Origin of the sequence: Alteromonas sp. CyTr2 (genome assembly GCF_947311905.1) — a bacterium.
Taxonomy (GTDB): domain Bacteria; phylum Pseudomonadota; class Gammaproteobacteria; order Enterobacterales; family Alteromonadaceae; genus Alteromonas; species Alteromonas macleodii.
On record NZ_CAMZMZ010000032.1, the window covers coordinates 1 to 26,579 of the forward strand.

General features: G+C 43.3%; 24 protein-coding genes. 10 read left to right on the forward strand and 14 right to left on the reverse strand.

The window, feature by feature from the left end; all coding sequences use genetic code 11:
• Positions 1–463: 463 nt before the first annotated feature.
• Positions 464–928 (forward strand): RNA-binding protein, encoded by a 465-nt coding sequence (locus tag QME20_RS15110; protein WP_239241625.1) that lies wholly within the window; start codon positions 464–466, stop codon positions 926–928.
• A gap of 78 nt (positions 929–1,006) precedes the next feature.
• Here the strand turns inward: QME20_RS15110 and QME20_RS15115 are convergent, their stop codons facing one another.
• A complete protein-coding gene (locus tag QME20_RS15115; protein ID WP_281716194.1) occupies positions 1,007–2,320 on the reverse strand; it encodes a DUF5610 domain-containing protein in 1,314 nt (437 codons plus the stop codon).
• Between the two features lie 175 nt (positions 2,321–2,495).
• Between QME20_RS15115 and trmA the strand changes: the two genes are divergently transcribed.
• On the forward strand, positions 2,496–3,593 hold the full coding sequence (trmA, locus tag QME20_RS15120) for a tRNA (uridine(54)-C5)-methyltransferase TrmA (protein ID WP_081099447.1): 1,098 nt from the start codon (positions 2,496–2,498) through the stop codon (positions 3,591–3,593).
• Positions 3,594–3,713: 120 nt separating this feature from the next.
• On the opposite strand, the gene fabR is transcribed toward trmA, so the two are convergent.
• On the reverse strand, positions 3,714–4,310 hold the full coding sequence (fabR, locus tag QME20_RS15125; protein ID WP_076011080.1) for an HTH-type transcriptional repressor FabR: 597 nt from the start codon (positions 4,308–4,310) through the stop codon (positions 3,714–3,716).
• 341 nt (positions 4,311–4,651) lie between these two features.
• Here fabR and QME20_RS15130 point away from each other — a divergent pair, with 341 nt between their 5' ends.
• On the forward strand, positions 4,652–5,779 hold the full coding sequence (locus QME20_RS15130; RefSeq protein WP_014950711.1) for a fatty acid desaturase: 1,128 nt from the start codon (positions 4,652–4,654) through the stop codon (positions 5,777–5,779).
• Between the two features lie 179 nt (positions 5,780–5,958).
• Positions 5,959–7,380 carry a Si-specific NAD(P)(+) transhydrogenase gene (gene sthA / locus QME20_RS15135; protein WP_014950712.1) on the forward strand — a complete coding sequence of 474 codons (1,422 nt, stop codon included), beginning with the start codon at positions 5,959–5,961 and terminating at the stop codon, positions 7,378–7,380.
• A gap of 56 nt (positions 7,381–7,436) precedes the next feature.
• Here sthA and QME20_RS15140 read toward each other — a convergent pair whose 3' ends face one another.
• Positions 7,437–7,742, reverse strand: coding sequence for a hypothetical protein (locus QME20_RS15140; RefSeq protein ID WP_014950713.1), 306 nt, complete (start codon positions 7,740–7,742; stop codon positions 7,437–7,439).
• A gap of 114 nt (positions 7,743–7,856) precedes the next feature.
• On the opposite strand from QME20_RS15140, the gene QME20_RS15145 reads away from it, so the two are divergent.
• Positions 7,857–8,435, forward strand: coding sequence for a uracil-DNA glycosylase family protein (locus QME20_RS15145; protein WP_168534061.1), 579 nt, complete (start codon positions 7,857–7,859; stop codon positions 8,433–8,435).
• Here QME20_RS15145 and QME20_RS15150 read toward each other — a convergent pair.
• Positions 8,432–10,657: an EAL domain-containing protein gene (locus QME20_RS15150; protein ID WP_168534063.1), complete on the reverse strand. Its 2,226-nt coding sequence runs from the start codon at positions 10,655–10,657 to the stop codon at positions 8,432–8,434. The two genes, QME20_RS15145 and QME20_RS15150, sit on opposite strands and share 4 nt — an antisense overlap.
• Positions 10,658–10,871: 214 nt before the next feature.
• On the opposite strand from QME20_RS15150, the gene QME20_RS15155 reads away from it, so the two are divergent.
• Positions 10,872–11,708 carry a TIGR03899 family protein gene (locus QME20_RS15155; protein WP_049588690.1) on the forward strand — a complete coding sequence of 279 codons (837 nt, stop codon included), beginning with the start codon at positions 10,872–10,874 and terminating at the stop codon, positions 11,706–11,708.
• On the opposite strand, the gene QME20_RS15160 is transcribed toward QME20_RS15155, so the two are convergent.
• The 10 genes from QME20_RS15160 to dusA all read right to left on the reverse strand — a co-directional run bounded on the left by QME20_RS15160 (position 11,705) and on the right by dusA (position 21,229).
• Positions 11,705–12,451, reverse strand: coding sequence for a phosphoadenylyl-sulfate reductase (locus QME20_RS15160; RefSeq protein ID WP_049588677.1), 747 nt, complete (start codon positions 12,449–12,451; stop codon positions 11,705–11,707). The two genes, QME20_RS15155 and QME20_RS15160, sit on opposite strands and share 4 nt — an antisense overlap.
• Positions 12,441–14,162: an assimilatory sulfite reductase (NADPH) hemoprotein subunit gene (gene cysI, locus QME20_RS15165; protein ID WP_039227383.1), complete on the reverse strand. Its 1,722-nt coding sequence runs from the start codon at positions 14,160–14,162 to the stop codon at positions 12,441–12,443. Before cysI ends, QME20_RS15160 begins: the two co-directional genes overlap by 11 nt.
• On the reverse strand, positions 14,162–15,985 hold the full coding sequence (locus QME20_RS15170; protein ID WP_168463627.1) for an assimilatory sulfite reductase (NADPH) flavoprotein subunit: 1,824 nt from the start codon (positions 15,983–15,985) through the stop codon (positions 14,162–14,164). The genes cysI and QME20_RS15170 overlap by 1 nt, the downstream gene beginning before the upstream one ends.
• 198 nt (positions 15,986–16,183) lie before the next feature.
• On the reverse strand, positions 16,184–16,939 hold the full coding sequence (locus QME20_RS15175; RefSeq protein ID WP_014950720.1) for a TIGR04219 family outer membrane beta-barrel protein: 756 nt from the start codon (positions 16,937–16,939) through the stop codon (positions 16,184–16,186).
• 3 nt (positions 16,940–16,942) lie between these two features.
• A complete protein-coding gene (locus QME20_RS15180) occupies positions 16,943–17,935 on the reverse strand; it encodes a DUF2333 family protein (protein ID WP_014950721.1) in 993 nt (330 codons plus the stop codon).
• 154 nt (positions 17,936–18,089) lie between these two features.
• Positions 18,090–18,452 carry a hypothetical protein gene (locus QME20_RS15185; RefSeq protein ID WP_014977415.1) on the reverse strand — a complete coding sequence of 121 codons (363 nt, stop codon included), beginning with the start codon at positions 18,450–18,452 and terminating at the stop codon, positions 18,090–18,092.
• A complete protein-coding gene (locus tag QME20_RS15190) occupies positions 18,452–18,652 on the reverse strand; it encodes a PspC domain-containing protein (protein ID WP_014950723.1) in 201 nt (66 codons plus the stop codon). The genes QME20_RS15185 and QME20_RS15190 overlap by 1 nt, the downstream gene beginning before the upstream one ends.
• 61 nt (positions 18,653–18,713) lie before the next feature.
• Complete coding sequence (pspA, locus tag QME20_RS15195) at positions 18,714–19,382, reverse strand: phage shock protein PspA (protein WP_014950724.1); 669 nt, start codon at positions 19,380–19,382, stop codon at positions 18,714–18,716.
• A gap of 332 nt (positions 19,383–19,714) precedes the next feature.
• Positions 19,715–20,002, reverse strand: coding sequence for a hypothetical protein (locus QME20_RS15200; protein ID WP_049588678.1), 288 nt, complete (start codon positions 20,000–20,002; stop codon positions 19,715–19,717).
• A gap of 192 nt (positions 20,003–20,194) precedes the next feature.
• Positions 20,195–21,229: a tRNA dihydrouridine(20/20a) synthase DusA gene (dusA, locus tag QME20_RS15205; RefSeq protein WP_075177889.1), complete on the reverse strand. Its 1,035-nt coding sequence runs from the start codon at positions 21,227–21,229 to the stop codon at positions 20,195–20,197.
• A gap of 354 nt (positions 21,230–21,583) precedes the next feature.
• Here dusA and QME20_RS15210 point away from each other — a divergent pair, with 354 nt between their 5' ends.
• Genes QME20_RS15210 through QME20_RS15225 form a run of 4 tightly spaced genes read left to right on the forward strand, consistent with a single transcriptional unit; the run spans position 21,584 to position 26,533 of the window.
• Positions 21,584–22,135, forward strand: a complete 552-nt coding sequence (locus tag QME20_RS15210; protein WP_014950727.1) for a hypothetical protein — start codon at positions 21,584–21,586, stop codon at positions 22,133–22,135.
• A gap of 3 nt (positions 22,136–22,138) precedes the next feature.
• Positions 22,139–23,902 (forward strand): OmpA family protein, encoded by a 1,764-nt coding sequence (locus tag QME20_RS15215; RefSeq protein ID WP_239220254.1) that lies wholly within the window; start codon positions 22,139–22,141, stop codon positions 23,900–23,902.
• A gap of 15 nt (positions 23,903–23,917) precedes the next feature.
• Complete coding sequence (locus QME20_RS15220) at positions 23,918–24,403, forward strand: Rab family GTPase (RefSeq protein ID WP_049589127.1); 486 nt, start codon at positions 23,918–23,920, stop codon at positions 24,401–24,403.
• Between the two features lie 9 nt (positions 24,404–24,412).
• Positions 24,413–26,533: an EAL domain-containing protein gene (locus tag QME20_RS15225; RefSeq protein WP_239220255.1), complete on the forward strand. Its 2,121-nt coding sequence runs from the start codon at positions 24,413–24,415 to the stop codon at positions 26,531–26,533.
• Positions 26,534–26,579: the final 46 nt, after the last annotated feature.

Below are 26,579 nucleotides of genomic sequence, written 5' to 3' on the forward strand. Positions count from 1 at the left end.
AATATGAATCGTCGTTGTGACACTCTTAACGAGTGCCCACACAGATTGTCTTGTCTAAATTTTTAAAGAACATTCACCAGAAGCCGTTGCTTCTTAGTGACTCACCCTGTTCGAGTGAGGTGCGCATTTTACATCGTTTGTTTTCGATGTCAACCATGTTTTTAAACTTTTTATTTGTTTGAAAACTTGGTTTCGCACTTGTTGCTGAGTTGGCTTTGTTTTTCTCGAAGCCCCCTCAGAACGTGGAGCGCATTATAGATACCTCTTGTGAAAGATCAACACTTAAATTGGATTTTTTTGCTTTTTAAGCCACTTTTGGTGTTAACCGCTCATTTCTGCATCATTTCTAGCGACTCAATCCATCTTTAGACTAGTTTTTTCACATTTTATTGTTCAATTTGTTACAAATGAGTAAACTATATACAGCCTCCAACACCATAATAAACAATAGAAAGGTAGGTATATGAAAGTAGGCTTTATTCGATGCGCTGTTATTAGCGCTATTTTTGCAATTGCAGGTTACTTGTTATTTTCTTCTGCTAGTTTAAACGTCCATGTTCCACTGACCGTCTCAGCAGCTCTGCTGATCAGCGGTATCGTTACTCCTTGGCTAGCGTCTCTTATTCAAAGTCCATCTTCCTCAGATGCCAGAGCACATTCTAATGACGGATCAGTAGAAACTTTATATGTGGGTAATTTGCCTTATAGAGCAAACGAGAACGCTGTAAAGGAATACTTCAGTAGCTTTATTGAAGTACAGTCGGTTCGCTTAATGAAGGATCGTAAAACTGGAAAAAGAAAAGGATACGGTTTTATCGAGGTTGTAACAGACGACCTAAACAGTGTTATCGATAAAACCAACGACTCAATCTTCCAGGAACGAACGCTAAAAGTTCGCCCTGCAAAGGACAAAGTCGAACACGCGTAATTCTACGTACGGTTTAAAGGCTATAAAAAAAGCCCGGCTAGCTTTCGCTACCGGGCTTTTATATTAGTAAATAAATAGTTATTCACTTGTCTCAGCAGATTGAGGAAGTCCATTAAGTAACGTTTGATTGAAAGCATGAAACCTATTTATAGCAGATACAAGATCTGGCACTTGCACGTCTTTCATCTCATTAATCAACCCACCTATTAAGGTATTATAGTCTTCGTTACTTCCTAACGTACTTTCGGCATTAGCAAAAGTATCCATCATCTTTTCTAGATATTGCGCTATAGGGCTAACCACATTCCCAAACTTCGAATTATCGCTTTTGTCTTCATTGTAATGTTGGATGTTCTCATACGTCTTTAGCACTTCGGTCTGTGTTGTTCTATTTAACTGTAACGCGTAGCCAACTAACTCTTTATCGTCAAAGCCTAAACTTAACGCTTCTTCAAATGCTTTGTCGATGTCACCACTGTAAAAGGTGTCGGCGAGATCCTGAACTTGACCAACCAAATCAGCTATCGACTCTAACTCATCTTCATCAAGCTCGCCTTTCAATGAAAAGCTAATACCGCTTCGCTCATAGTATTGGTACGAAGTTTGTTGTTGGTATGACGTTGAAAAATTGTTATCGCCTTGCTCGTCACTACCGCCTGATTGCTCCTGAGATGCCTGTGCTTGGAAATTAAGTTGTTGAGACGCTTGGAACGAGCGAAGACTCTCAAAACTAAAACTCACTTCGTCGCCATCTTTAGTTCGAATCAGCAAGCTTCCGCTTTTCTCATCCGATGCAGCTACCGCGTTTAAGGACGAAAGCGTTACAGCGTTCGGCTGCTGTCGACCAAATATGTCAGTTTCCAGATCGTTTATTCCTGTATCGATGAGATCGCGGCTTTTTGTCATCCCTTGCTCAATCTCTTCATTCATAAAACCAGCGAGGTCTTTTTCAGCCATAGCGAATCCACGGCTTACGCCTTCTCTCGCTTGGCTAAATAAGCCATTAAGCTTTTCTTCGCTGGCACCACCGTTTGCCGCACCTCTAATGACGCCACCTACGAACTTAAGTACGTTTCTGGCAACTTTTTCAAAGTCGAACAAACTGTTCGACTTATCTTCAATGGTTTTCTCTTTGGCTTCTTGTGGCTTTTGGCCATCTATGACCAACGCTTGGTTAAGGCTGCTACTCACCACACGTAAGCCGATGCTAGTTTGGCTACTGGAAACAGATACTGATGCCGCTTGTTGTTTAGAAAACTCAGCCGCTTGCTGCAATCCGTCTTGCTGTAACTGCTTTTTCAACATTTCGTTCGGGTGAACTGATGCCTTTTGATCTGCTTTTTGATCGACCTTCTGGTCGCCCATAAAAGCCTTAATTTGACCCACGTTCATAATTTGATCCTCACTATCCTCAATCTTATTATCGGCAAAGAATCAGTATTGTTTAATTTTAATACAGCTTTTTTACTAGTTCGTTCCTAATAATAATGCAGAAGTAGATAGAGCTTGTTGCAGTTATTTTATAAGGGACTACAATTCGCGACCTCAATATTGAATGGAGAATTTTATGACCGCGACCGAACAACAACGCTATCAAGCTCAGTTGGACGAAAAAGTAGAACGTCTTACTGCGTTACTTTCTCCGTTCAATGCGCCTGACTTAACCGTATTTCCATCGCAACCAACGCACTACCGTATGCGCGCCGAATTTAGAGTATGGCATGAAGGCGATGATTTGTTTCACATCATGTTCAACCAGGAAACAAAAGAAAAGTACCGCGTAGATAGCTTTCCTCCTGCTTGTAAAGCAATAAACGATGCTATGGCGCTGTTGCTTGAAGAAGTAAGACCAAATGAAGTGCTAAGAAAGAAGCTTTTTCAAATCGATTATCTTTCTGCACTATCTGGCGAGCTTGTCATCAGCCTTTTATACCATCGTCAACTAGATGAGAAGTGGCAAGAGGCTGCAAAAGAATTAAAGGCGAAACTCGAGGCTCACTTTCCGAAAGTAAACATCATCGGCCGTGCGAGAAAACAAAAGCTTATTATCGACAACGATTTTGTTATTGAGCGCTTACCCGTTAATGGCAAAGAATTCATATTTAAGCATATCGAAAATAGCTTCACTCAGCCCAATGCCGAAGTGAACTGTAGCATGATTGAATGGGCACTAGATTGCGTAAAGCCGCTCTCTGGCGATTTACTGGAGATGTATTGCGGTGCAGGTAACTTCTCACTGCCGCTAGCGCTTCACTTCGATAATGTTGTGGGGACCGAAATAGCCAAGCCCTCTGTACAAGCTGCGCAGTTTAATATTGAACAAAATCAGCTTAATAATGTGAAGATCGTAAGACTCGCCGCTGAAGAATTCACTCAGGCTATGAAAGGTGAACGTACGTTTAGTCGCTTAGAAGGCATTGATCTAAGTACATATAATTTCACAACTGTATTGGTCGATCCACCAAGAGCTGGGTTGGATGAAGACTCGCTTAGAATGATTCAGGATTACGATAATATCGTGTATATCTCGTGTAACCCTGAAACGTTGGCGCAAAATCTTGAGCTTTTAAGTGAAACTCACGACGTTGCTCAATCGGCATTATTCGATCAATTCCCGTTTACTCATCACATTGAGGCTGGCGTTTTACTTACACGCAAAAGCTAGTTTTGGTAAAAATTGACAAGGCCTTTGGAGTCACAAAGGCCTATGAAGACATATTAGAATAAGGTGGCTTTGATTAGAGCAAACGATGTGGACTTAAAAGGCCAATCGCCACTAATTCAATTATACGCTTTTTTGCGTTGCACCTACTTGAACGAAGCGAAGCTGTGCTTTCACTCTCTCACCAATTTCGCGGCGAAGCTTATCATCAGCTTCTAGTGCTTCAGCACCTGCACTGAATACGAGCCTAACCATAGCATCAGCTTGAAGCTGCGCGCATGAGTATTCTACGCCCTGCTGTTCAATAATGTAGTCGGTCAACTCGTCGATGAAGTGTTGAATCTCTCTAAATACTGCCAACCGATAAGCCGACGACGTACCAGTATGCTCGCGTAATAATAAACGAAATACGTTTGTATTTGCCGCAATAAATTCCATGAAGGTTTCAACAGAAGTATGTATTACGCCACCTCCAGAGGCTATACGCCGCCTTGCCTGACGCATAAGCTGCCGCAATGCTAAACCGGCTTCATCCACCAGCGTTAAACCTAATTCGTCCATATCTTTGAAGTGTCGATAAAAAGACGTAGGTGCTATACCTGCCTCTCGGGCAACTTCACGCAAGCTGATTGCAGATAAGCTGCGGTTTTCATCGAGCAAAGAAAACGCAGCATGAATGATATTTTGGCGGGTTTTTAATTTCTGTTCTTGTCGACTCACATTCGCACCATAGGTTGATTAGCTCTAAACGGCTTGATGATTTTTAGCGCTTAGGGTTGAAGCCCTTACGTCATCTGTATAGCCATTAACGCAATCAAACTTCGTACATCAAAGACTAGCATGTGTAGTTTATCGCAACACACACCAGTGGGGAAAGAGAAACAGAATCATCTCTTTTATAAACAAGCATTAAGCGGAAAAAGCCACAATTAACGAGCGCTTCAGCGTAGCTTTACTATAATTAAACTTTACACATGTAAGCAGAACTAATCTGGGTTTTGCTTGCCTGAAGCCTCGTAAAACGATAAATTAGCGAACAGTTGTAAGCCAAGTTGTATAAAATGAAAAAACCTCCTCTTATCCTTACTAATGTGCTGGTATTTATTATATCTGGCGCAATTGCGTTTATTGGTGTGCCGCTATGGGTGGCGTATCAAGGCATCGATTGGGCAGAAATCGGTGCGGCTATATTCCTATTTTACTTTACCGGTATGTCTATAACTGCCGGCTACCACCGCTTATGGTCGCATAAAACTTACGACGCCAATGTGGTTGTTCGTGTGATCCTTGCGATTGGTGGCGCTATGGCGCTGCAAAATAGTATTTTGCACTGGTCGTCAGATCATCGCGTTCATCATCGTCATGTTGATGATAACGACAAAGACCCCTACTCTGCCAAGAAAGGGCTTTGGTTTGCGCATATCGGCTGGATGTTGCGTGAGTATCAGGCCAAACGTTACGATGACTACAGTAACTGTAAAGATCTTCAAAAAGATAAAGTGGTGATGTGGCAGCATAACTACTATTTGCCCATCGTGCTGGCGGCCAACTTTGGTATCACAGGTCTTCTGGGCTATTTAAATGGTGACGTATTAGGCATGATCTTGGTAGCCGGTGTACTTCGCCTGGTGCTAGTGCATCACGTAACCTTCTTTATCAATTCTCTTGCTCATTTTTGGGGTAGCCAGCCTTACACCGATAAGAACACAGCACGAGATAACGGTATTCTTGCGTTTTTTACCTTTGGTGAAGGTTATCACAATTACCATCACATCTTTGAGTACGACTATCGTAATGGCATTCGCTGGTATCAGTTTGATCCTACAAAATGGCTTATTAAGGGATTATCACTGGTAGGACTGACATCCAACCTTCGCAAAGTGCCAGAAGAGCGCATCGAGAAAGCGTTAGCAGCAATGCAGCTGCAAAGAGCAAGTGAAAAAGTATCGCTACTGCCTAATGCTGAAGAAATGATGCATACCATTCAAGAAGAATACGACTTGTTAATGCAGCGCATGAGTGAATACTACGCCACGAAAAAACGTGTTATGCGCGTTAAACAACGCACCCTAAAGCGCAGTATCGAAGGGCTTGAGCTTGCATACAAGTACAAAGAGCTGAAACACGCATTTGCTGTACAGAAAGAGAAATGGACACAGTTACATAGTTTGTCATTGCAAATGGCGTAAATTAACGCCCTCTTTTATACGTTTGAACGCTAAAAACCACATAAGTGTCTGCTTATGTGGTTTTTTTTTATTCTATAGTTGGATAAGGTCGTTATACTAAAACCAGAATCATTCATTTTGTATTACGGCTAACCTAGTGGTGACATCGCATTACAAAAGTAACAACATGGGAAAGTAAGATGGCAACGAAGCAAAAAACCAAAGCCCCGTCGTATCATTACGACGCTATCGTTATTGGCACAGGTCCTGGTGGAGAAGGCGTTGCAATGCAGCTTGCCAAAGCCGGAAAAAAAGTGGCGGTTGTTGAGCGCTACGAGGCAGTGGGAGGGGGTTGTACCCATTGGGGAACCATTCCATCGAAAGCGCTTCGTCACTCAGTAAGTCGTCTTATTGAATATAACTCTTCTCCCTTGTTTGCCGACAACCACTTAAGTAAGAGTCTTACGTTTTCTGACATCATGCGCCATGCTAGCGGTGTGGTAAAAAGCCAAACTCGACTTCGCTCTTCTTTCTACGACAGAAATCGTGTGACGCTATTTCACGGCGAAGCCAGTTTCGTAGATGCGCATACGTTAGAGATAACCCGTAAAGATGGCTCTAAAGATACTGTCACTGCAGGCCAAATTGCTATTGCCACAGGGTCGCGTCCTTATTGTCCTAAAGACATCGACTTTAATCACCCGCGTATTTATAACTCAGACACTATCCTATCTTTAGATCACGATCCCAAATCAATAATTATCTATGGCGCTGGGGTCATTGGCTCTGAATATGCCAGTATTTTCAGAGGACTAGGCGTAAAAGTTGACCTCGTTAACATGCGCGATCGCTTACTGTCATTTCTTGATGACGAGATATCAGACGCACTCAGTTATCACCTGTGGAACAATGGCGTACTCATCCGGCACAATGAGGCCTATTCTTCGGTTGAAGCTACCGATGACTCGGTTATTTTAAACTTAGAGTCGGGCAAGCGTATGCGCGCAGATTGTCTCTTGTTTGCTAACGGAAGAACGGGTAATACAGATACACTTAAACTCGAGAATATTGGTTTAAAAGCCGATGGCAGAGGCCAACTCAAGGTTAATGAAAATTATCAAACTGACGTAGACAATGTATTTGCAGTCGGCGATGTCATTGGCTATCCAAGTTTAGCATCTGCGGCTTATAACCAAGGTCGCTTTGCCGCTGAAGCTATGCTTGGCATAAAAACACATTCGGCATTGGTAGAAGATATTCCGTCAGGCATATACACCATCCCGGAAATAAGTTCTGTTGGTAAAACAGAGCAAGAGCTTACTGCAGCAAAAGTGCCTTATGAAGTGGGAAGAGCTCAGTTCAAACATTTGGCCAGAGCCCAAATCGCGTCAACGCAGACAGGAAGTCTGAAAATCTTGTTTCATCGCGAAACTAAAGAAATCTTGGGCATTCATTGTTTCGGTGAACGTGCCTCCGAGATTGTTCACATCGGCCAAGCGATCATGCAGCAAAAGGGCGAAGGCAATACCATAGATTACTTCGTTAACACTACGTTTAACTATCCAACCATGGCAGAAGCTTATCGAGTTGCTGCTATTAATGGACTTAATAGAATTTTCTAACGGACACAAAAAAGCCGGCGAGATTGTCGCCGGCTTAATATGCGTTAACTAAGAAATTAGTTACGGTTCGCAGCAAGCGCGTTAAGCGAATCTTTATGTGCTACGATGTCGATGTGCATATTTTCTTGATCGAACGTCATTGTTGCAATGGCGTAGTCACCCTGACTATCGCTTGCAATGTCGATCAACTTTGCTTGTGCATCACGGAAACGAATGTTATTGCCGATTTTGTCAGACATACATTGGTTATTCATTTCGAATGTTTTCGCATCCATGCAATCGAAAAGCTGGTTATCACCAGATTCCGCATGCGCAATACCAAAGGCCGCTGATAGAGCTAGGGTTAGTACTACTTTACGCATGTTTCTTCTCCTGTGTTACAGTCTACTACTGTCACTATTAAACATACTGTATATACATAAGATAGTCAAACTGAGATCATAGTTTTGTGACAAAAGTATGACAAAGAGAAATATTTGGAGAAAAATGTGAAAGGCCACGATGCACTGGTGGTTAAAGCGAGAAATTGTAGACTGTGTGCCCCTCACCTACCGCATCAACCCAACCCCATATTTAGCACTGCACCATCAACTAAAGTGCTTATTATTGGGCAAGCACCGGGGTTGAAAGCTCATGAACGCAACATTGCGTTTGATGATCCCAGCGGAGATCGGTTACGCGATTGGTTGTCTGTCTCGAGGGAGACCTTTTATAACCCTAGCTTAATTTCGGTGCTACCAATGGGCTTCTGCTTTCCAGGTTATAAAAATGGAGCCGATGCCCCGCCAAGAAAAGAATGTGCTCCCGCTTGGCATAATGACTTTCTTCTTTATTTAAAACCTGAAGTAACGCTTTACGTGGGACGTTACTCGCAACAGTATTATTTACCGCAACACAAAACGTTAACTGAAGCTGTACGCAGTCCGACTGAAACACATTTCGTACTGCCCCACCCGTCAGGAAGAAACAACAGGTGGCTCGCTAAAAACCCTTGGTTTGAATTAGATATCCTTCCCAAGTTGCGAGACACTGTCAAATCTGTATTAAAAGTTTAGTCGTGCTCTTCAAGAAACGCTAAAAGCGCATCGAACGGCATAGGCTTCGCGTACAAGTAGCCCTGTGCTTCGTCACATCCAAGCTTTATCATGTAACTCGCCTGCTCTCTTTTTTCTACGCCTTCGGCAATAGTCAATAAGCCTAGCTTGTTCCCCAAAGTCACAATTGTCTCAGCAAGCACTGCGCTTGCACCCGGTTTAATGTCTTTGACAAAAGAACGATCGACCTTCAATCGATCTAACGGAAGCTGCTGTAGATAACTCATGGAGGAAAAGCCTGTTCCAAAGTCATCAATGGCTATTTTCACCCCAAATTCTTTTAACGAACGCAATGCATCTATTACAATTTGCGGCTCATCCATCACCACGCTTTCTGTTATTTCTAGCTCTAACAGGCTTGGGTCGCAGTTGGCGTTAGATAGTGCCTGCTTAACTTTTTCTACAAATAACCTGTCGCGGAACTGCGGAATAGAGATGTTAACGGCAACTCTTAGATGGCCGTAGCCTTTTTCTTTCAATTCCTGAAGACGACGGCATGACTCTTCTAGCACCCATTCACCGATATCAACGATAAGACCTGAATACTCAGCAAGTGGTACAAACACGGCGGGAGAAATGTATCCCCCTTCACCATTGGGCCAGCGTAGTAAGCCTTCCATGCCAACAACTTTTTCATTCAGTAAGCCCACTTGCGGCTGAAACCACAGCTCCAGCTTTCTTGCTGCAAAGTCACTTCGGAGTTGGCGAATCATATCTAGGCGCCAAGTCGTCTGATCTTCAATATCTTTGGCGTAATATTCGAAGTTATCTGTTAGATTTTTCTTAGCACGGTTTAACGCAATATTCGTGCGCTTTAAAATCTCAATGCCGATGTGGCGTTTATTGTCTAACTTGCACAATCCAAGTGTTATATTCACCGGAAGGGTGTGATCACCTACCTGAAATGAAGACTGGAAAATGTTGTTAATGGACTTGGGGCATACCAGATCGTCAGGACCAATAAGACCAAATACATCAGCACCTATGCGGCCTTTTTTCACTATGCTATCGAAAGAAGATTGAAAGCGATCGCTAATAGCTCGCAACAATTCGTTGCCGACTTCTTGCCCTAAACCATCATTTATATCGGAAAAGTGATTTACGTCGATAAGAGCTACGCTATAGTTTTCTCCGGCAAACAAATGAGGTTTATCGAGCATATTGATAAACTCATTGCGGTTTGGCAGACGGGTTAACCAGTCTCTGAACGCCGCATTTCTTAATTCATGGAAAAGATTAACGTTTTCGTATCCCACTGAAATACTGGATAGAAAAACCTCAAGTAAGTGCTTGTCTAGCTCACTAATCTCGTGGGTTTGTCGAACAAATACGGCAGCTTCAAAACCAGCGCGGCTGATATACAGCACAGAGCAACTGGGCTCAAAAATGTGCTTTTTAAGACGTAGGCACCGACTAATGTTTTCTTCAATTTCAAGGTTTTTAAGCGTGAACACAGGCTGGTTTATAAATTTCGCATACTCACCCGCAGCGCCAAGCACGTAAACCTCTTCGTCCTCTCGGTCTAGCAAAGAACCCGCTCTTGCGCACAATAAACCTTCGGAATCTAAACCAATAAGCGAACTAATCTGAGTAACTACACCTTCGCAAAACTCTTTCACCGAATGTTCTTCAAACAAGTTCGCTGAAGAGGTGATTATTTTCTCTAAACCAGCACGGCTTTGACTAATCGTTACAATTTGCTGATAAGAGCGTAGTGAGGAAATGATAGTAGTTAGTAATTTGGCGCGAGTAAGTTCTGTTTTGGTTTTGTAGTCATTGATATCGTAAACTTTAATGACTTGCTCTTCAGGCGCGTAGCCGGGCTGTCCCGTACGTAAGATAATTCGAGGTTCAACTAACTTCATGTCTTCGCGGATGTATTTAACAACATCAAAACCCGCGTCATCAGTCTCCATAACGACATCAAGTAAAATTATGGCAATGCTGTTGCCATATTCGTGCAGCATTTCTTTGGCTTGTTTTGCTGAATAAGCGTGGATGAAGTTTAATTTGCGATCGTTTACGATGAGATCAGATAGCGCGAGACGCGTTACGGTGTGAATCTCTTCATCGTCATCGACAATAAGAATGTTCCAGTCTTTGCCCAATAAGGTTTGCTCTTCAACTGAACCATCATCATCTAAAAAAATTAATTCGTCGTTATCATAATCCATTGCCGACATTACCGCTCATTTCCTCGATACAAACAAAACAAGAATGCGCTACTCATTGTATTAAGGCAACGATTACATTGATAAATGGGTTACGCAATGCAATAGTGCTCTCATGTTACATGCCATTTTACATTCGATCATTTAAGCATTTATGAAGATTACATCCCAGCACTTTTCCCCTGAGGTAAAAAAACCACAGGAAACGGAAGAGAAGACTGTAAAGGTGACAGCCGAATCGCCTGCGGCTGAAAAAGCGGCCAGCAACGCAGTGAAAACCGATGCTAGTCGCCAACGCATACTTTCCTGGTTTGCCAGAGTGGGTATAAGCCCCTCTATGATGTCCCCTGATCCTAAAAAGCAAAAGCATGCACTAGAAAGAAGAAAACAAATATTAGAAACCCAAAAAGCGAGCAATCTTCAAGCTGTATTAAATATAGCATTAAATGTGACGATCAACGAACAAACTAACGATAATCTTGATCCCGACTGGTTTTTCGCATTTAGTACCATGGCTGAGGAAATTTACAGCCCACCCATGCAGGAATTATGGGGAAAGATTTTTGCCGTTGAGGTGGCTCGCCCGGGCAGTTTTTCCCTTCGTACATTACAGCTATTAAAGACGCTAACGCACAGGGATGCACAAGTATTCAATAAGGCTGTCAATGTTGCGAGTAGAAGAAATAACGATGCGGTCCCGCGTATTCTTGTGGGGTATCACAAACGCAAAGGCTTGCTTTCACTATTGAGACGCCCTGTTCCTGAGCAAATTAACTTAGCCAACGTAGGGTTGAGTTACCCTGATCTGTTGTCTTTGCAAGAGATGAAGTTGATTTATACCAGCGAAATTGAAAGCGCCGAATACAATGAAGGTCAGCAAGTAACCTGGCGATGCGTAAATGAAAATATTTCATTAACCAGTAAAACGTCGGGGGTTGCATTGGTGTATTACAAGTTCACTTCGATTGGCAGTGAGCTGTATAAATTAGTGACTAAGTCGCCTAATGAAGCGTATTTAACCAGCATTAAGTCGGTGTTAGGCGAGGTATTTAACGTGAGTTAAATACCGTCACCAAATTCGTGCAATCCACACTCGCGTTTCAAACCAAAGAAGCGCGTGTCTTGCTCACTCATCCCTTCTTGGAGCGACTGCGTGGTATGCCAATCACCGATGGATACATATCCTTGCTCCCAAAGCGGATGATAAGACAAGTCGTTATCTTTCAGGTAGTAATGTAAGTCTTTGTTACTCCAATCAATGATCGGGTAAAGTTTAAACTGCTGCCCTACTTTTTGTAGAACTGGAAGCTTTCCCCTGGTATCTGATTGGCTTCTACGCAAACCTGCAAACCACGTACCTGCTTTCATGTCACGTAAGGCGCGCTGCATTGGCTCAACTTTGTTCATCTTATTGTATTTCTCAATACCTTCGATGCCTTGTTCCCAAAGTCTGCCAAAGCGCGCTTCCTGCCACGCAGAAGACATCTCTGCGCTGTACACGTGCAAATTTAAATTGAGCTTTTCTACAAGTTCATCAATGAACTTGTACGTCTCAGGAAAAAGGTAACCTGTGTCGGTAAGCACAACAGGAATATCCGGTTGTGCTTGGGTAAGCATATGCAGCATAACCGCCGATTGTGCTCCAAAGCTTGAAGACACAATATGAGTATCAGGCAAGTTGTCCAGCGCCCAAGCTACTCGCTCCTGCGCTGTCATTTTCTCTAACGTTTCATTGATATCAGCAAGGGCTTCCTTACTGATATCAAGCGTTAGTGGTTGCTGCTTAATCGCTGTATTATTCGTCATAGAAATCCCGTGCGGAGTCTACTACTGGTTTTACAACACCAGCGCGAACAACATAATCACCAAAGGCTTCACCCGCTTCACGATCTTTGGCCCACTGGCCAAACAGTGAATCTAGTTCTGCCATGATTTCCTGTTCGCTTATGTTTTCTCGATACATACGTGGAATACGTGTACCTTCTCGGTTTCCACCCAAATGCAAATTGTATTTGCCTGGGCCCTTACCTACTAAGCCAACCTCAGACAACATCGCGCGACCACAGCCATTCGGGCAGCCTGTTACACGGAAGATTACGCTATCTTCTTCCAATCCGTGTTTGGCAAGCAAACCTTCTAGCTCCGTAACGGCATCCGGCAAGTAGCGCTCAGCTTCTGCCATGGCTAACGGACAGGTTGGCAATGCAACACAGGCCATTGAGTCAAGTCGCTGGTTAGAAATCGATGGCGCTATTAAGCCATGTTCGCGGGCTAATGCTTCAATTTTGTCTTTGTCTTGCGGCGCTACACCGGCAATAATCAAATTCTGGTTTGCCGTTAAGCGGAAATCACCTTTGTGGATCTTCGCAATTTCGGCACAGCCTGTTTTTAGCGTTTTACCTGGGTAATCTAAAATACGACCGTTCTCAATAAATACGGTCAGGTGATATTTACCGTCAATACCTTCAACCCAGCCAAAGCGATCGCCACGGCCCGTAAATTCATACGCACGGCTGTCTTGGAAAGTCACGCCTGCGCGTTTTTCAACTTCAGCCTTAAAGTTGTCTACCCCAACACGCTCTAACGTATATTTGGTTTTCGCGTTCTTACGATTAACACGGTTCCCCCAATCACGCTGAGTTGTTACAACCGCTGCGGCAACGTCTAGCGTGTTTTCAAGCGGAATAAATCCGAAATCAGAGGCTTTACGCGGGTACGTGCTCTTGTCGCCGTGAGTCATTGCAAGACCACCACCGACAAGTACGTTAAAGCCAACTAGCTGTCCATTTTCAGCAATCGCAACAAAGTTAAGATCATTCGCGTGAACATCTACATCGTTTTGCGGAGGAATCACCACCGTCGTTTTAAATTTACGCGGTAAATAGTTATCACCCAAAATAGGCTCTACAGGTTTTTCAGTCGTTTCAACTTTTTCACCGTCTAACCAAATTTCAGCATACGCGCGGGTTTTAGGTAGTAAGTGTTCACTTATCTTCTTCGCCCATTCAAATGCCTGAAGGTGAAGCTCAGATTCAACCGGATTTGACGTACATAGTACGTTTCGGTTTACATCGCCTGCCGTAGCAATAGAGTCGATGCCTACCTTGTTTAGCATTTGGTGCATGGACTTAATCTTAGGCTTTAACACACCGTGAAACTGGAAAGTTTGACGGGTTGTTAAACGAATGCTGCCGTACATGGTGTGATCGGCTGCAAACTTATCAATCGCTAACCATTGGTCAGGCGTAATAACACCACCAGGTAAACGGGCACGCAACATCACATTGTGAAGCGGCTCAAGTTTCTGCTTTGCACGCTCAGCGCGAATATCACGATCGTCTTGTTGGTACATACCGTGAAAGCGAATAAGCTGGAAGTTATCAGCGGTGAAACCACCAGTAAGATCATCTTTAAGATCGGTAGTGATGGTGCCACGCAAATTATTACTTTCACGCTTTAAACGCTCGTTGTCAGCCAGTTTGCCCTCAACGATAAATGGTGATTTTTCGTTACTCATTAATAGACATCCTTCTGATAACGTTTCGCTTTACGTAACTCTACAACATAGGCTTTTGCATCGGCTTCAGATTTACCGCCGTGCTCTTGCACAATACTAATTAGGGCGTTCTCTACATCTTTCGCCATGTGCATTGCATCGCCACACACATAGAAGTGTGCGCCCTGCTCTAGCCATTCATACACCTCTTTACCGTTTTCTAGTAAACGGTGCTGAACATATACTTTTTCTTCTTGGTCACGAGAAAATGCCAGCGTAATTTTGTCTAGCAGGCCTTCTTTAACGTAGCCTTGCCATTCCACTTGATATAGAAAATCTTGCGTGAAATGTGGGTTGCCAAAGAACAACCAGTTTTTGCCTTCAGCACCTTGTACGTCACGCTCTTGCATGAACGATCTAAACGGTGCAATACCCGTACCCGGACCGACCATGATCACTGGCGTATTTGGATCAGCGGGCAAACGGAAGTTATCGTTACTTTCTACGAACACTTCTACGTCGCCATTTTCTTCTAGATATTCACACAAAAAGCCAGATGCGCCGCCTTGATGACGATGTCCAAACGCTTCATAGTCAACGTGAGCTACGGTTAAATGTACTTCTTCTTCCACTTCGGCTTGGCTTGATGCTATCGAGTACAAGCGAGGCGTTAGCGGTCGCAAAGCATCGACAAGCTGTTGTTCAGACAACTTACCCGGATGGTCGCGCACAATATCAATAATTTGACGTTCGGCCATGTAGGTACGCAGCTGCGCTTTATCTTCCATCAATGTAGCCAATGATTCAGAGCCTGTCGCCTCTTGATATGACTTAATGAAATTAGGATAACTTAAAGTTAATTCAAGCTTCGACGTTAATGCTTCGGTGAGTGACATGGTCGCGTCAGCCACAGACACTTCTGTATTGCCGTTTAATGACAAGATACTAATAAGCTCTGACACTAGAGATGCTGCATTTTTAAACCATACACCAAGCGCATCACCTGGCTTATAGGTAATTCCGCTATCTTCAAGGCTTATTTCGATATGGCGTATATCTTTAACAGAATCACGACCTGTGATTTTTTGTGCGTCAATTAAGGTCGCTTTAAACGGCGCTTTCTTGGTGTAAGTTTGCGCTGCTACACCCTGCACTGCCGCGCCAGTTTGCGCCGCTACCGCTGCTTGCGGAGCTGCACTGAAATCGTCTTTTAGCGAGTCGATGAGCTTGCTCAGCCATGCTTCGGCTTCCGCTTCATAATCAACGTCGCAGTCCAGACGCTCTACAATAGCTTTACCGCCAAGCTTACCTAAGCGTTCATCAAAGTCTTTACCCGTTTGGCAGAAAAACTCGTAACTACTGTCACCTAAACCCAAAACTGCGTATTTGGTATCAGCAAGCTTTGGGGCTTTTTTGCCAGCCAAGAATTCATGTAGCTCAATAGCATCGTCTGGTGCATCACCTTCACCATGGGTACTAACAAATACCGCAACGTGAGTTTCTGCTTTCAAGTTACGTGGCTTGTAATCTGCCATGCTAACCAGCTTGCTATTAAAGCCCGCTTCTTCTGCTTTCGCTTGACACTGCGCTGCAACACCTTTTGCATTACCGGTTTGTGAACCGTACAAAATAGTAAGCGTTGGCGCGTCACCCGCTACTGCAGGAGTGCCTTGCATCATTGGTGCAACCGAACCACCTTGTGCAGCAGCCATGCCCGCAGCATAACCACTTACCCAAGTAAGTTGCTCACGATTTAAGCCTGCAATGGCTTGCGTTATTGCATTCCACTGCTGTTCGTTTAATACCGCGCCTGGCGCTGAGTTCGAATTAGAATCTTGTGACATAGTCTTTTAGCCTTTTATCAATGGCGCTAAGGCTAACGGCTTTCTTCAAGAAGAGAAAAGAATAAATGAAACTTTTTTATTACTGAAAGTGCTAATGACTGTGCGAATAGGTAATAACACAATTGAATTTGGGCGAGAAGCAATAAAAAGGGCGAGGCTGCAATCGCAGCCCCGCCCTTTAAAATCCGTAGTTGAGGCTTAGAAGTGAAGTTCTAGCCCTGCGAATACACCATCAAATTCCATGTCAGCGTACACATCATCAAGGTCTTCAATATCTACCGTTACATTTCTGTAACCCACCTGAAGCGTCATATCAACCGCTAAACTTTCAATAAACGAGTACTGAATTGCAGCTTGATAATCACTAAGCTCATGGTCGTCGAACGACAAATAGCTTCCTTCAAAGTATGCTGATAAACCTGTAAACGGTAAACCTAGCTGAACCTTTGAGTAGGCCATTGGAACAATACCAGAGAATTCTGCAGATCCGCTTGTGTCACTCGCTCTATCCACAACGAACAGTGCGCCGTCGATGTACTTTGCATTAACACCTAAGTCAAAGCTCACTAAATCGTTATCAAATAACTCGTAGTACAAAATGAAATCTGTAGCATCAAGCTCTACATCTGTATTAACCGTGGTACTTTCAGTAAACAGTTCGCCGTCGAAAGTGAATTCAGACTGAAGCGTTGTGGTGCCCGAGTTATCTAATGTCGTGTGATTTACTTTTACGTTAGGTAAAAACGGTACCGGATGCTCAAAGGCAATGTATAGCGCCGTATTGGTCTCATCATCAAAGTTAAAGTCAGCGGTGTTGTTGCTATCAGCAAACCCGCCCTGCGTGTCGGTTTGCCATACTTGGGCTCCAACATATACGCCTGCGATAGTGTCTGCATGAGATGAAACTGAAACTAATGCGCATCCCAATGCGGCAGCTATAAGACCCTTTTTCATTAATTATCCTTGATTAAGAAGTTCTGAAAGTTCAATTAAAGCAGCGTTTGCACGAGAAATATAGTTTGCCATTACCAAAGAATGGTTCGCTAACATGCCAAATCCACTACCATTTAAAATCATTGGACTGAATACCGACTGCTGTGTCGCTTCCAGTTCACGAATAATTTGCTGAAGACTAACCAATGCATTCTTATCTTCCAATACGTCGTAAAATTCAATTTCCACGGCTTTTAGAAAGTGAAGTAAAGCCCACGTAGCACCGCGTGCCTCATAGAAATTATCGTCTAGTTTCCACCAACTCGTTTTAACTACACGCTGGCTGGCTACAGGAGAAGACTGCTTTGCATTCGAGTCACCCGCCAGATCAGTGTTCAATCTAGCCGATCCTACGCTGGCACTAAGTCTTTGTGAATAACTGCCCAACCGTTTTTCTACCTGTTTCAACCATTCGCGCAAGTTGTCTGCGCGAGTATAAAACTGACTGTCGGTGTTTCGGGTATTCGCTAGCTCGTCACGGTATTTTTTTAGAAGCTCTATACCGTCAGAGTAACTCGATTCAGAAGAAGGCAACGCCCAGCTTTTGTGATCCATATTAAACTTAGGGTGAGCTTTTGTAAGGTATGGATTTTCAATAGACTGGGATTGAGAGCGGCTGAAGTCTTTACGCATAGAGAGTGCAAGGTCTCGCACCATTTCCAGCGCACCGAATTCCCATGCGGGCATGTTATCTAAAAAGATGCCAGGAGGCGTAATGTCGTTAGAAAGATATCCACCAGGCTTATCAAGTAAGGTTTCCGACACATCAATCATGGTTGTTGTTAATGTGTAACCCGCAATATTAGTTGGATTCTCAACAGGCGAGTTTTGCTTTAAACGTTGTCTAACATCAAACGTGTCTGGGGATAGGCTCCAATACCATCCTATTAGCCAGAAAAGTAAAACTATCACTACAGCGACAATCGCTATCCGTTTTGAGTTAATAGATTGTCTCATATAACACCAACCTTCCTTTTAAATAACAAATAGCCGACGGAGGTCAGCTATTTGTAGTCTTAATACTATGTGAAAAATGCGAAACCTTTGTGACGGTCGTCTTTATATCACCATCTTTTACTACGTTAACACAACTTAAATAAAATTATGATGATTATACATTATGGTGCATATTTCGGTCATTTTGCTGCTTATAAGCGGCAGAGTTTCGATTTTTCAAAGCATATAGCGCTATCGCGATAAGTATAATTGGCCAAAATGCACTTACTCCCACCACTAATAATGCTAAAAATCCTGCGCCTAGCGCTAAAAGAATTGTGCCCATAACGCTTACAGCAACAACGAATCCAACGATAGCGAGGACTACGCCGACTAGCGATAACACTGCTACGTTTTCCCAAGGACTTAGCAATTCATCTGACATGATTAAGTGCATACCCAACCAGCTATCTACTAAGCTGCCTAAACAATTCACCAAAATAATGGCGATGACCAATGCAATCAGAAAGTTTTTCATTACACTAATCTCGGTAATAAGATAACGGCTGCAATATAAGCCACTAGCGTAATAGGCGTAGCGATGAACAAGCCTGCTACAGCTGCCGCTCTAACCCATACTGCATCTATATCAAAATAACGTGCAACTCCTGCACACACACCTGAAATGATTCCAGAATCAAGGTCTCTATAAATTCGTTTTTGTGATGGTACTTTCATCATCTTCTCCAAAAATGCTTACTTCGATATCTACAATGCGGGCTGCGGCTCTCAAGGTCGCCTACGCGACCTTCTTCTTCTTAAGTTCAGCCAATTCCTTTTCGATAGCTTCATCTGCTTCCATTGCATCGAACTCGGCCTGCAGTGACGTTGCTTCATTCGACTTTGTTAGGTCGTACGCATCAACTTGCGCTTCTAGATGATCAATGCGCTGCTCGTAACTTTCAAAGCGCATCATGGCATCATCAATTTTTCCTTCGTGATCAGCTTGCTTCACTTTTAAGCGTGTTTGCGCTGAATGCTTGCGTTGAACCAGCGTTTTTTGCTTGGCTTTTGCTTCGGCTAACTTACTGTTCAGGCGCGCAGTATCGCCTTGGATTTTTTCGATACTTTCTGCAATATGCGCTTCTTGTTCTTCAAGAGAAGCTAGCTTTGCAACATACTTTTGTTTTTCGATTAGTGCGGCTTTAGCCAATGACTCTTTGTCATTATTCATTGCGATCTGTGCTTTGTGCTGCCACCCTTCCACTTCTTTGTTTGCTGATGCCATATGGCGTGCAAGGGTTTTCTGCTGAGCAATAAAGCGCGCTGCATCAGTGCGAACCTCAACTAAGGTTTCTTCCATTTCTTGAATAATCAAACGAATGATTTTTTCAGGATCTTCCGCTTTATCTAACATTGCATTGATGTTTGCTTGAACAATATCGTTAATGCGCGAAAACATACCCATGATTATTTCTCCGTTAAAAGTAGTGTTGTGGTTTCCAGCACTTATTCTTAGTTACGCTGACCTCTGGTTACCGCTGACTGAGTTCTCCTCAACACTCTAACTATTACAATCACCATGCCATTTATTTAAGGCACTGTTTTTAAATGATTTTAATTTAATTCCGGAAATTACCAACTGTTCACCAAGCAACCAAATACAATTTTTTAGCGTATTTAACCAACAAATTTGTTAATTTGACCAACCCTGTTTATTGCGTTTTTAATGTTTAAGTCACTGTGCTACACGCACAAAAAAAGCGCCTTTCGGCGCTTTTGCTAGATACCAATATCGAATTAGTCGGCATCTTGTTCTGTAGAACTACCTTCAGACGGGGTAGCGACAACTAAATCAGTCACGCTGACCTTACCACTTCCGCGCGCTTCTTGTGGGCTTAGCTCAAAGTGATACGTTGCGTTTGCTACTGCTTGGTACACGTCAGCCTTAATTTCCTGTGATGTGGTAGCCACTGCGTTTGAAACTACATTAGTTAAAAACGTTTGAAGCACTGACTCTTCTGCATTTGCTACGCTGCTTGCCATGCTTGCTGTCAGTAAAGTTGCTGCGATTAGTGAAGTTTTCATAATTTCCCTCTGAAGTTAGTCAGTGCAACAACACGCCGTTGTTGCGATACTTAGAGGATTGCGAGAGCTGTGCCAACTCCTTTAAAAACAGTTAAGGAATTGATATATATAAATTTAAATAAAAAAGCTCGCGAGACAGCGAGCTTTTAAGAATTGAACAAATATTAAACTTTGGTCAAAATTACTAAATCGTTAGTCTTTTTGACTATTAAACGCAGCGACTTCCTTTTGTGCACTTTCTACAGCGTCTAGCGCATTTAGCAGCAGATTGGGATCTGGATTTTTTCCTGTTCCATTTTGGCTTAAGTATCTACGCCAAATACGTCCACCCGCTTGCCCTTGATAAAGACCCAAAATATGCCGAGCTGCATGCCAGGGTTTGAAATAGGGATCGTCTTGGCGTTCAATATACTGCTGCATTTTCAGCACAATTTCTCGTCGTGACATGCTCTGAGCTTCAGTATCTCCGAAAATCTCTTTATCTACGGTAGCCATAATGTAAGGATTGGCGTAAACCTCACGCCCTACCATAACGCCATCAACAAGTTCTAGCTGTTGCTGGGTTTCTTCTAGCGTTTTAACCCCACCATTTATGCTAATAGATAATTCAGGGCGAGCCTGTTTAAGTCTATGAACCCGCGGATAGTTTAACGGCGGAATTTCGCGATTTTCTTTTGGGCTCAATCCCTGTAGCCACGCTTTCCTTGCGTGAACAATAAAGGTATCGCATCCGGCATCTGCCACGGTATCGATGAAACGAGCGAAGTCTTCATCTTCGTCCATATCATCAATGCCAATACGGCACTTTACCGTAACGGGAATATCTACCGCAGCCTGCATGGCTTTGACACAACTTGCTACCACCTCTGGCTGGGCCATCAAGCAGGCACCGAAGCTACCGTTCTTAACTCGATCACTTGGACAACCTACGTTTATGTTAACTTCATCATAACCGCGCGCTTGTGATAGCTCAGCACACTTGGCCATGTCAGACGGATCGCTTCCGCCCAGTTGGACAGCAACAGGGTGTTCCTCTTGGTTGTAACCCAGATAGTCACCCTTGCCGTAAATGATCGCGCCTGTGGTTACCATTTCTGTATAGAGAAGTGTGTGCTTAGACATTAATCGTAAAAAGTAGCGACAATGGCGGTCTGTCCAATCCAGCATTGGAGCGACAGAGAATTTACGATTTAGCGGAGTGATAGACACGACAGGAACCTCAGACACAGTTATTACTTATATACCTCGCGTACGCGCGAGCGGCGTATAGTACCTATGTTCAATAAAAAAACAATGTCGCTTGCCATTATTTGATAGGCCTATTCCAGCCTTAAAAAACAGCTCAAATCGTAGAACGCATAAGTAAATCTTCATAGATTATTCAACTTACTGAAAAGATGGCGTTTTTTGTATAAGGGTTTTTGTAGGTATTTGCCACTATTATGCTTTTAGCGTATTTCAAAGTTCACGATTAGCGGCTATTGTATAAAGTAATAACCATAATTATTAGCACAGACAAAAATGTGATTGCAGCTCATTAGCGTGTTCAACGCAAAGAACTGCGCCTTCCGGAGACATTTTATGGCGGACAAGAAGCCGAAGGATCAGCAAGCGCAAGACGTAACTCAAACTGAAGGCGCGCCCAAACCAGCAGACGAACTTGCTCAACTTAGAGAAATTTTGTTTGGTCAAACAAACCGTGCATTCCGTGCAGATCTTTCTGCGTTGGAGTCACGGGTCAACGACAGCTTCTCTAAACTGAATACGCATCTTGATAATCAGTTCAACGATATACGTAAGCTTATTGACCAACAGATCACAGAATTATCGAATCAGTTGGCCAGTGCTAACGACAACCACAGTAACGTGCAAGAGCAACTTCAAAACACCACTGACAAATTGCAAAGTGAATTGGAGATAGCGGAAACTGCTGCAAAGAATGACAACGATGCATTGGAAGCTCATGTGGTTAAAGAACTAGAGTCGCTTGATAATTTATTTAGTAAGCGTCACCAAGAGCTGTTAGAGAAGCTTCAGCAGGTAACCAGTGAGCTTTCAGAAAGTAAAACCGATAGAAAAACGTTGGCAAACTTACTTTCGACTATGGCCACCAACCTCGCTACAGATCATTAATTAATGACTGAAAAAGTGCCGCCGTCGGAGCTATCTGACAACTCTCTAGACAAAGTCAGAGAGTTACTCATTGGAAGGGACGATAAGTTCGTTCAAGAAAAGTTGAATCGCGATGCGAAAGGCATCGTGACAAACGTCGTTTCTGAAGCGCTCTTTGAACGCGAAACAAAGGACGGCTCAGTTAACAAAGTACTTGTTCCTCTTGTAGAGAAGTCGCTTCACCGCTCTATAGAAGCTAATAGCGACAAGATTGTTGGTACACTTTATCCCTTGGTTGGCACGCTTGTAAGAAAGGCGGTATCTTCATTTCTTGTTGAGTTTGTCGAGCGCACTAACGCGCTTATCGAAAACAGCTTAAGTCCCAAAAGCGTATCTTGGCGATTCAAAGCTTGGCAGTCCGGAGTCAGGTATTCTGAATTTGTCGCATCTCAAATTTACCAATACCAAGTCCAACAGCTGCTGGTCATTCATCGAGAGACCGGCACGTTACTTCACAGCATTTCTTCAGATCCTGATAAAGAAAAAGACGCAGACTTAATTTCGTCAATGCTAGTGGCCATTAATGACTTTGTGGCAGATGCGTTTGGCGTTACCAGTACCGAGTCAGAAAACGAGCTCGGCGAGATAAAAACGGAAGACTTTACGCTGCTAATAAAAATTGGGCCACAAGCGCTGCTTGTTGCTGCAGTTACGGGCAGTATTCCTCCTGAGGTACGCGGGAAACTTCAACAGGCGTTGGAAGATTTTCATCAGTTCTATCAGCAACCGTTGCTCACTTATGAAGGTGACAATGCGCCCTTCGACGGTTGCGAAACCATTCTTTCAGACTGCTTAATAAGCGAAAAAAAAGAGGGTGAAGGAAAAAAATCAAACCGATTAATAGGTGCACTAGTGCTTCTTGTGATTTTTTTCGCACTTGCAGTGCTGTCTTTTATGCGTTTGTCGCTAAGCATCTTAAAAAGCGACTTGCACGAGCTTCCTCCTCCACCTGGCATCATAGTAACTGATACTTATGTTTCCAATGGGAACGTGCACGCTAAAGTCCTTCGCGACCCGGTCGCCACTAGCATCGAACAATGGTTTAGCGATAATAACATCGATGCAGAAAGAGTTACTGTTATTGAAGAACCCTTTGTTTCTTTAAAACCAAGTGTGGTTGAACGCAAACTTGAAAAGCTCGTGAGCGACTATCCTCTCAGCGAATCAGAAAGCCTATTAATTAAAAAAGGTGATGACCGTAGCTTTATTATTTCAGGAACCGTGTTCACCCCAACCGCAATTAACTTTACTCAGCAAATAAACGCTATTCCTGGTATTTCGACAGTTAACGTTGATACCACCGCGCTTAACGTCAAAGCAGCCTATCAAATTGACAATGTTGAGCTCCAGAAAGCCGCATTGAACCGATTAGTTTATAAGGTTTCCTCACAGAATGTACTTTTTGCTACTAACCAAGAAGCGCTTTCTGAAGTACAGTTAGCAAAATTAGAACCTCTGGCAAACGACATAAAACAATTGTTAACTCTTGCTGACAAGACAAAAACTGTTGTCAGTATTGTTGTAATGGGTGCCAGTGATAATTCAGGCTCAAGCGCACGAAATCGCGCATTGAGTCAAAAACGAGCAGAGAATGTTGTGAATTCATTAATTTCACTTGGCGTAGAAAGTGATATTCTTATACCTGTAAGCTTAGGAGAGCTACCATTGCAGAAAGCATCAATGGGGCGTTCAGTTATGTTAAACGTTTTAATATCCAGTGAGCAGTAGTAAGGAAGCTTTGCAGTGATACAGAAAAAAGTATGTATTTTAGGGCCCACTGGTGTTGGCAAAACAAGCCTGATAAAACAGTTCGTTGAAGGTATTTTCTCCGAAAAATACAAGACCACTATTGGCGTAAAAATAGACAAGAAACAAGTCAATAAAGACGGACGCGGCGTTCAGCTTCTACTTTGGGATTTAGAAGGTATCGACAGATACTGTGGCTTCAACCCTCGCTACCTTCGCGGCGCAAGCGCCTACATTATTGTAGTTGACCAAACTCGGTCTCAATCCTTGCTTGAAGGCATGGAAATTCTAGAACTCGCACGCGAACACTACCCCGATATCCCCGCATTTTTTGTTGTAAATAAAACCGATCTCCCCACAAGTTGGCACTGGAGTGAGGAAGAACTCAATTCTTACGCTCAAAAATTCACTTCACTAACGAAGACCAGCGCAAAGACCGGTGAAAATGTAGAGAATTTATTCAGTACAATTGCGTTTTGGTAGGAGATTGCCATGGATATTCATTTATTAAATGCATTGGGCATTACGAACTGCGCGCTATTTAGGTGTAACTCCGAAAGCGACATTGAATGCTTAACGCCAGAACTTCCATGGCTAGCAAATGTTGTAACGATTGACGAAAACAACAAACTGCAAAAGAAGCATATCCCCTCTATTTTTTTAGACGACTTTTTTCTCGATGCCGACGAAGTATGGAAAGGCGAAACGTCATTTACGCTTTCATCTGGCTTTTGGACGGAGCACAATGAGAGCCAAGTACTTCGCTTAGAAGCATTGGCAATTAATAGCGAATCGGGTTCTCGCTATCTGGTCGTTAAAAATGTAGAAGAGCAATTTGACGAAAAACGCAAAACGCTGCAAGCCGCGCGGGAATTATTGCTACGCCATCACGAAATTGTAGGTCAGCATGAGTATATTAGGCACAAATTAAATGGTGTTTTACGCAAGAACACCCGACTTCAAAAGCTCGTTCCGCCCATTCAGCAAGCTATTCACAACCTGGAAACTGGCGTTGTCATTTTAGACGACAAAGGCGGATTGATATTGGACAACAAAGCGTCTCATAGATTGCTGCTGTGTAATAGCACAACGCCAAGCTCTATTCGCGTCAACGAGCTTCTTACTGATATTGATGCGCCGGCAACGTTTCTTCCCGCACTGGTGCAGCGAAAAGCCCCCTGGCAAGGGGAGCTTTATTGGCAACCTGTTGACGATTATGGTGTGTGGCTTCAGGTTACCATTCACCCTGTATTACAAGGGGATGAGTTAACCCATTGGGTTTACCTACTTACCGATATTACCCATATCCACAATAAAGAAGAGAGCGTATTAACTGCCAGTGGAATGGACTCGTTAACAAAGGTAGCCAATCGCAATTTGTTTACCGATACAGTAAGAAGACTGGTTCAGGAAGAAATCGCATTCAAGTTGTTCATCATAGATATATGCGACTTTAAAAAGATAAATGAATCACTTAGCTATCAGTCGGGTGACGAGATCCTTAAATCGTTCGCACTGCGACTGCAAACCTTTGTCGGCAACAGCGGGTTTATAGCGAGAATAGGCAGTAATGAGTTTGCATTGGTGAAACGTGAAGATACCTTTAACGAACTTACCAGTGCCGAGTATATGGAGCAGCTAGTCAAAAAGCTCACTCAAACCTATACCGTTCTCAATGGCAGCGAGCCGAATTTAGGCATAAATATTGGCGAAGCAAACTTTCCCCGGCACTGCCCGTCAACCGAATCACTTCTTCAATGTGCTGACATCGCCTTGCAGGCCGCTAAATATCAAGGTCGCAATGTGGCACTTACCTACAGTGAAGCACTACACAAACAACATCATGCAATCAACGAGCTTGAGAGTCAGCTACGTTCTGCCATCGAAAACAATGAACTCAAACTCTTTTTGCAGCCTATTGTCGATTTAGAGACTGGCAAGATTGTTAAATGCGAGGCTTTGGCGAGGTGGATAACGTCGGAAGGTAAGTTTATTTCCCCAGAAGTCTTCATTCCTCTTGCTGAAAAAAGTGAACTCATTTTCCCTTTCGGCGAATGGCTTATCAATGCAGCTTGTGATGCTATAGAAGCGTTAAAGGCCTCTAATTTAGACATTAGGTTGGCCATTAATATCTCTGGCCGCCAAGTGTCAGATTTAGCACTACTAAACCAAATTAAAAACGCATTGGAAGATCACCAAATCCCCGGCTCAAACTTATCTATCGAGTTAACCGAAAGCGTGTTTGTGGAAAGCTTGGATACTGTTTCAGTATTACTCAACGAGCTTCGAGCAATGGGGATCACCGTGTCGATTGACGATTTCGGTACAGGTTTTAGTTCACTGGTTTACCTGAAGAAACTGCCTATCGATGAGCTTAAGATTGACCGTTCCTTTGTCAGTGAACTTGAGAAAAACACCGACGACCAAGCTATCGTTCAGGCTATTCTTGGACTGGCGAGCAACTTAAACATTAAGATTATTGCAGAAGGTATTGAAACCCAACAGCAGCAACAGTTTTTGCAAAATCATCGGTGTGCTTATGGTCAGGGTTACTTATATCAGCGCCCCGTTGCCATACCTGAATTTATAACTTTAGCGCAAAAGCTAAAGTAAGCTTAAGCAAAGCTTCATCAGCCATAAACAAAAAAGCCGGAGTACG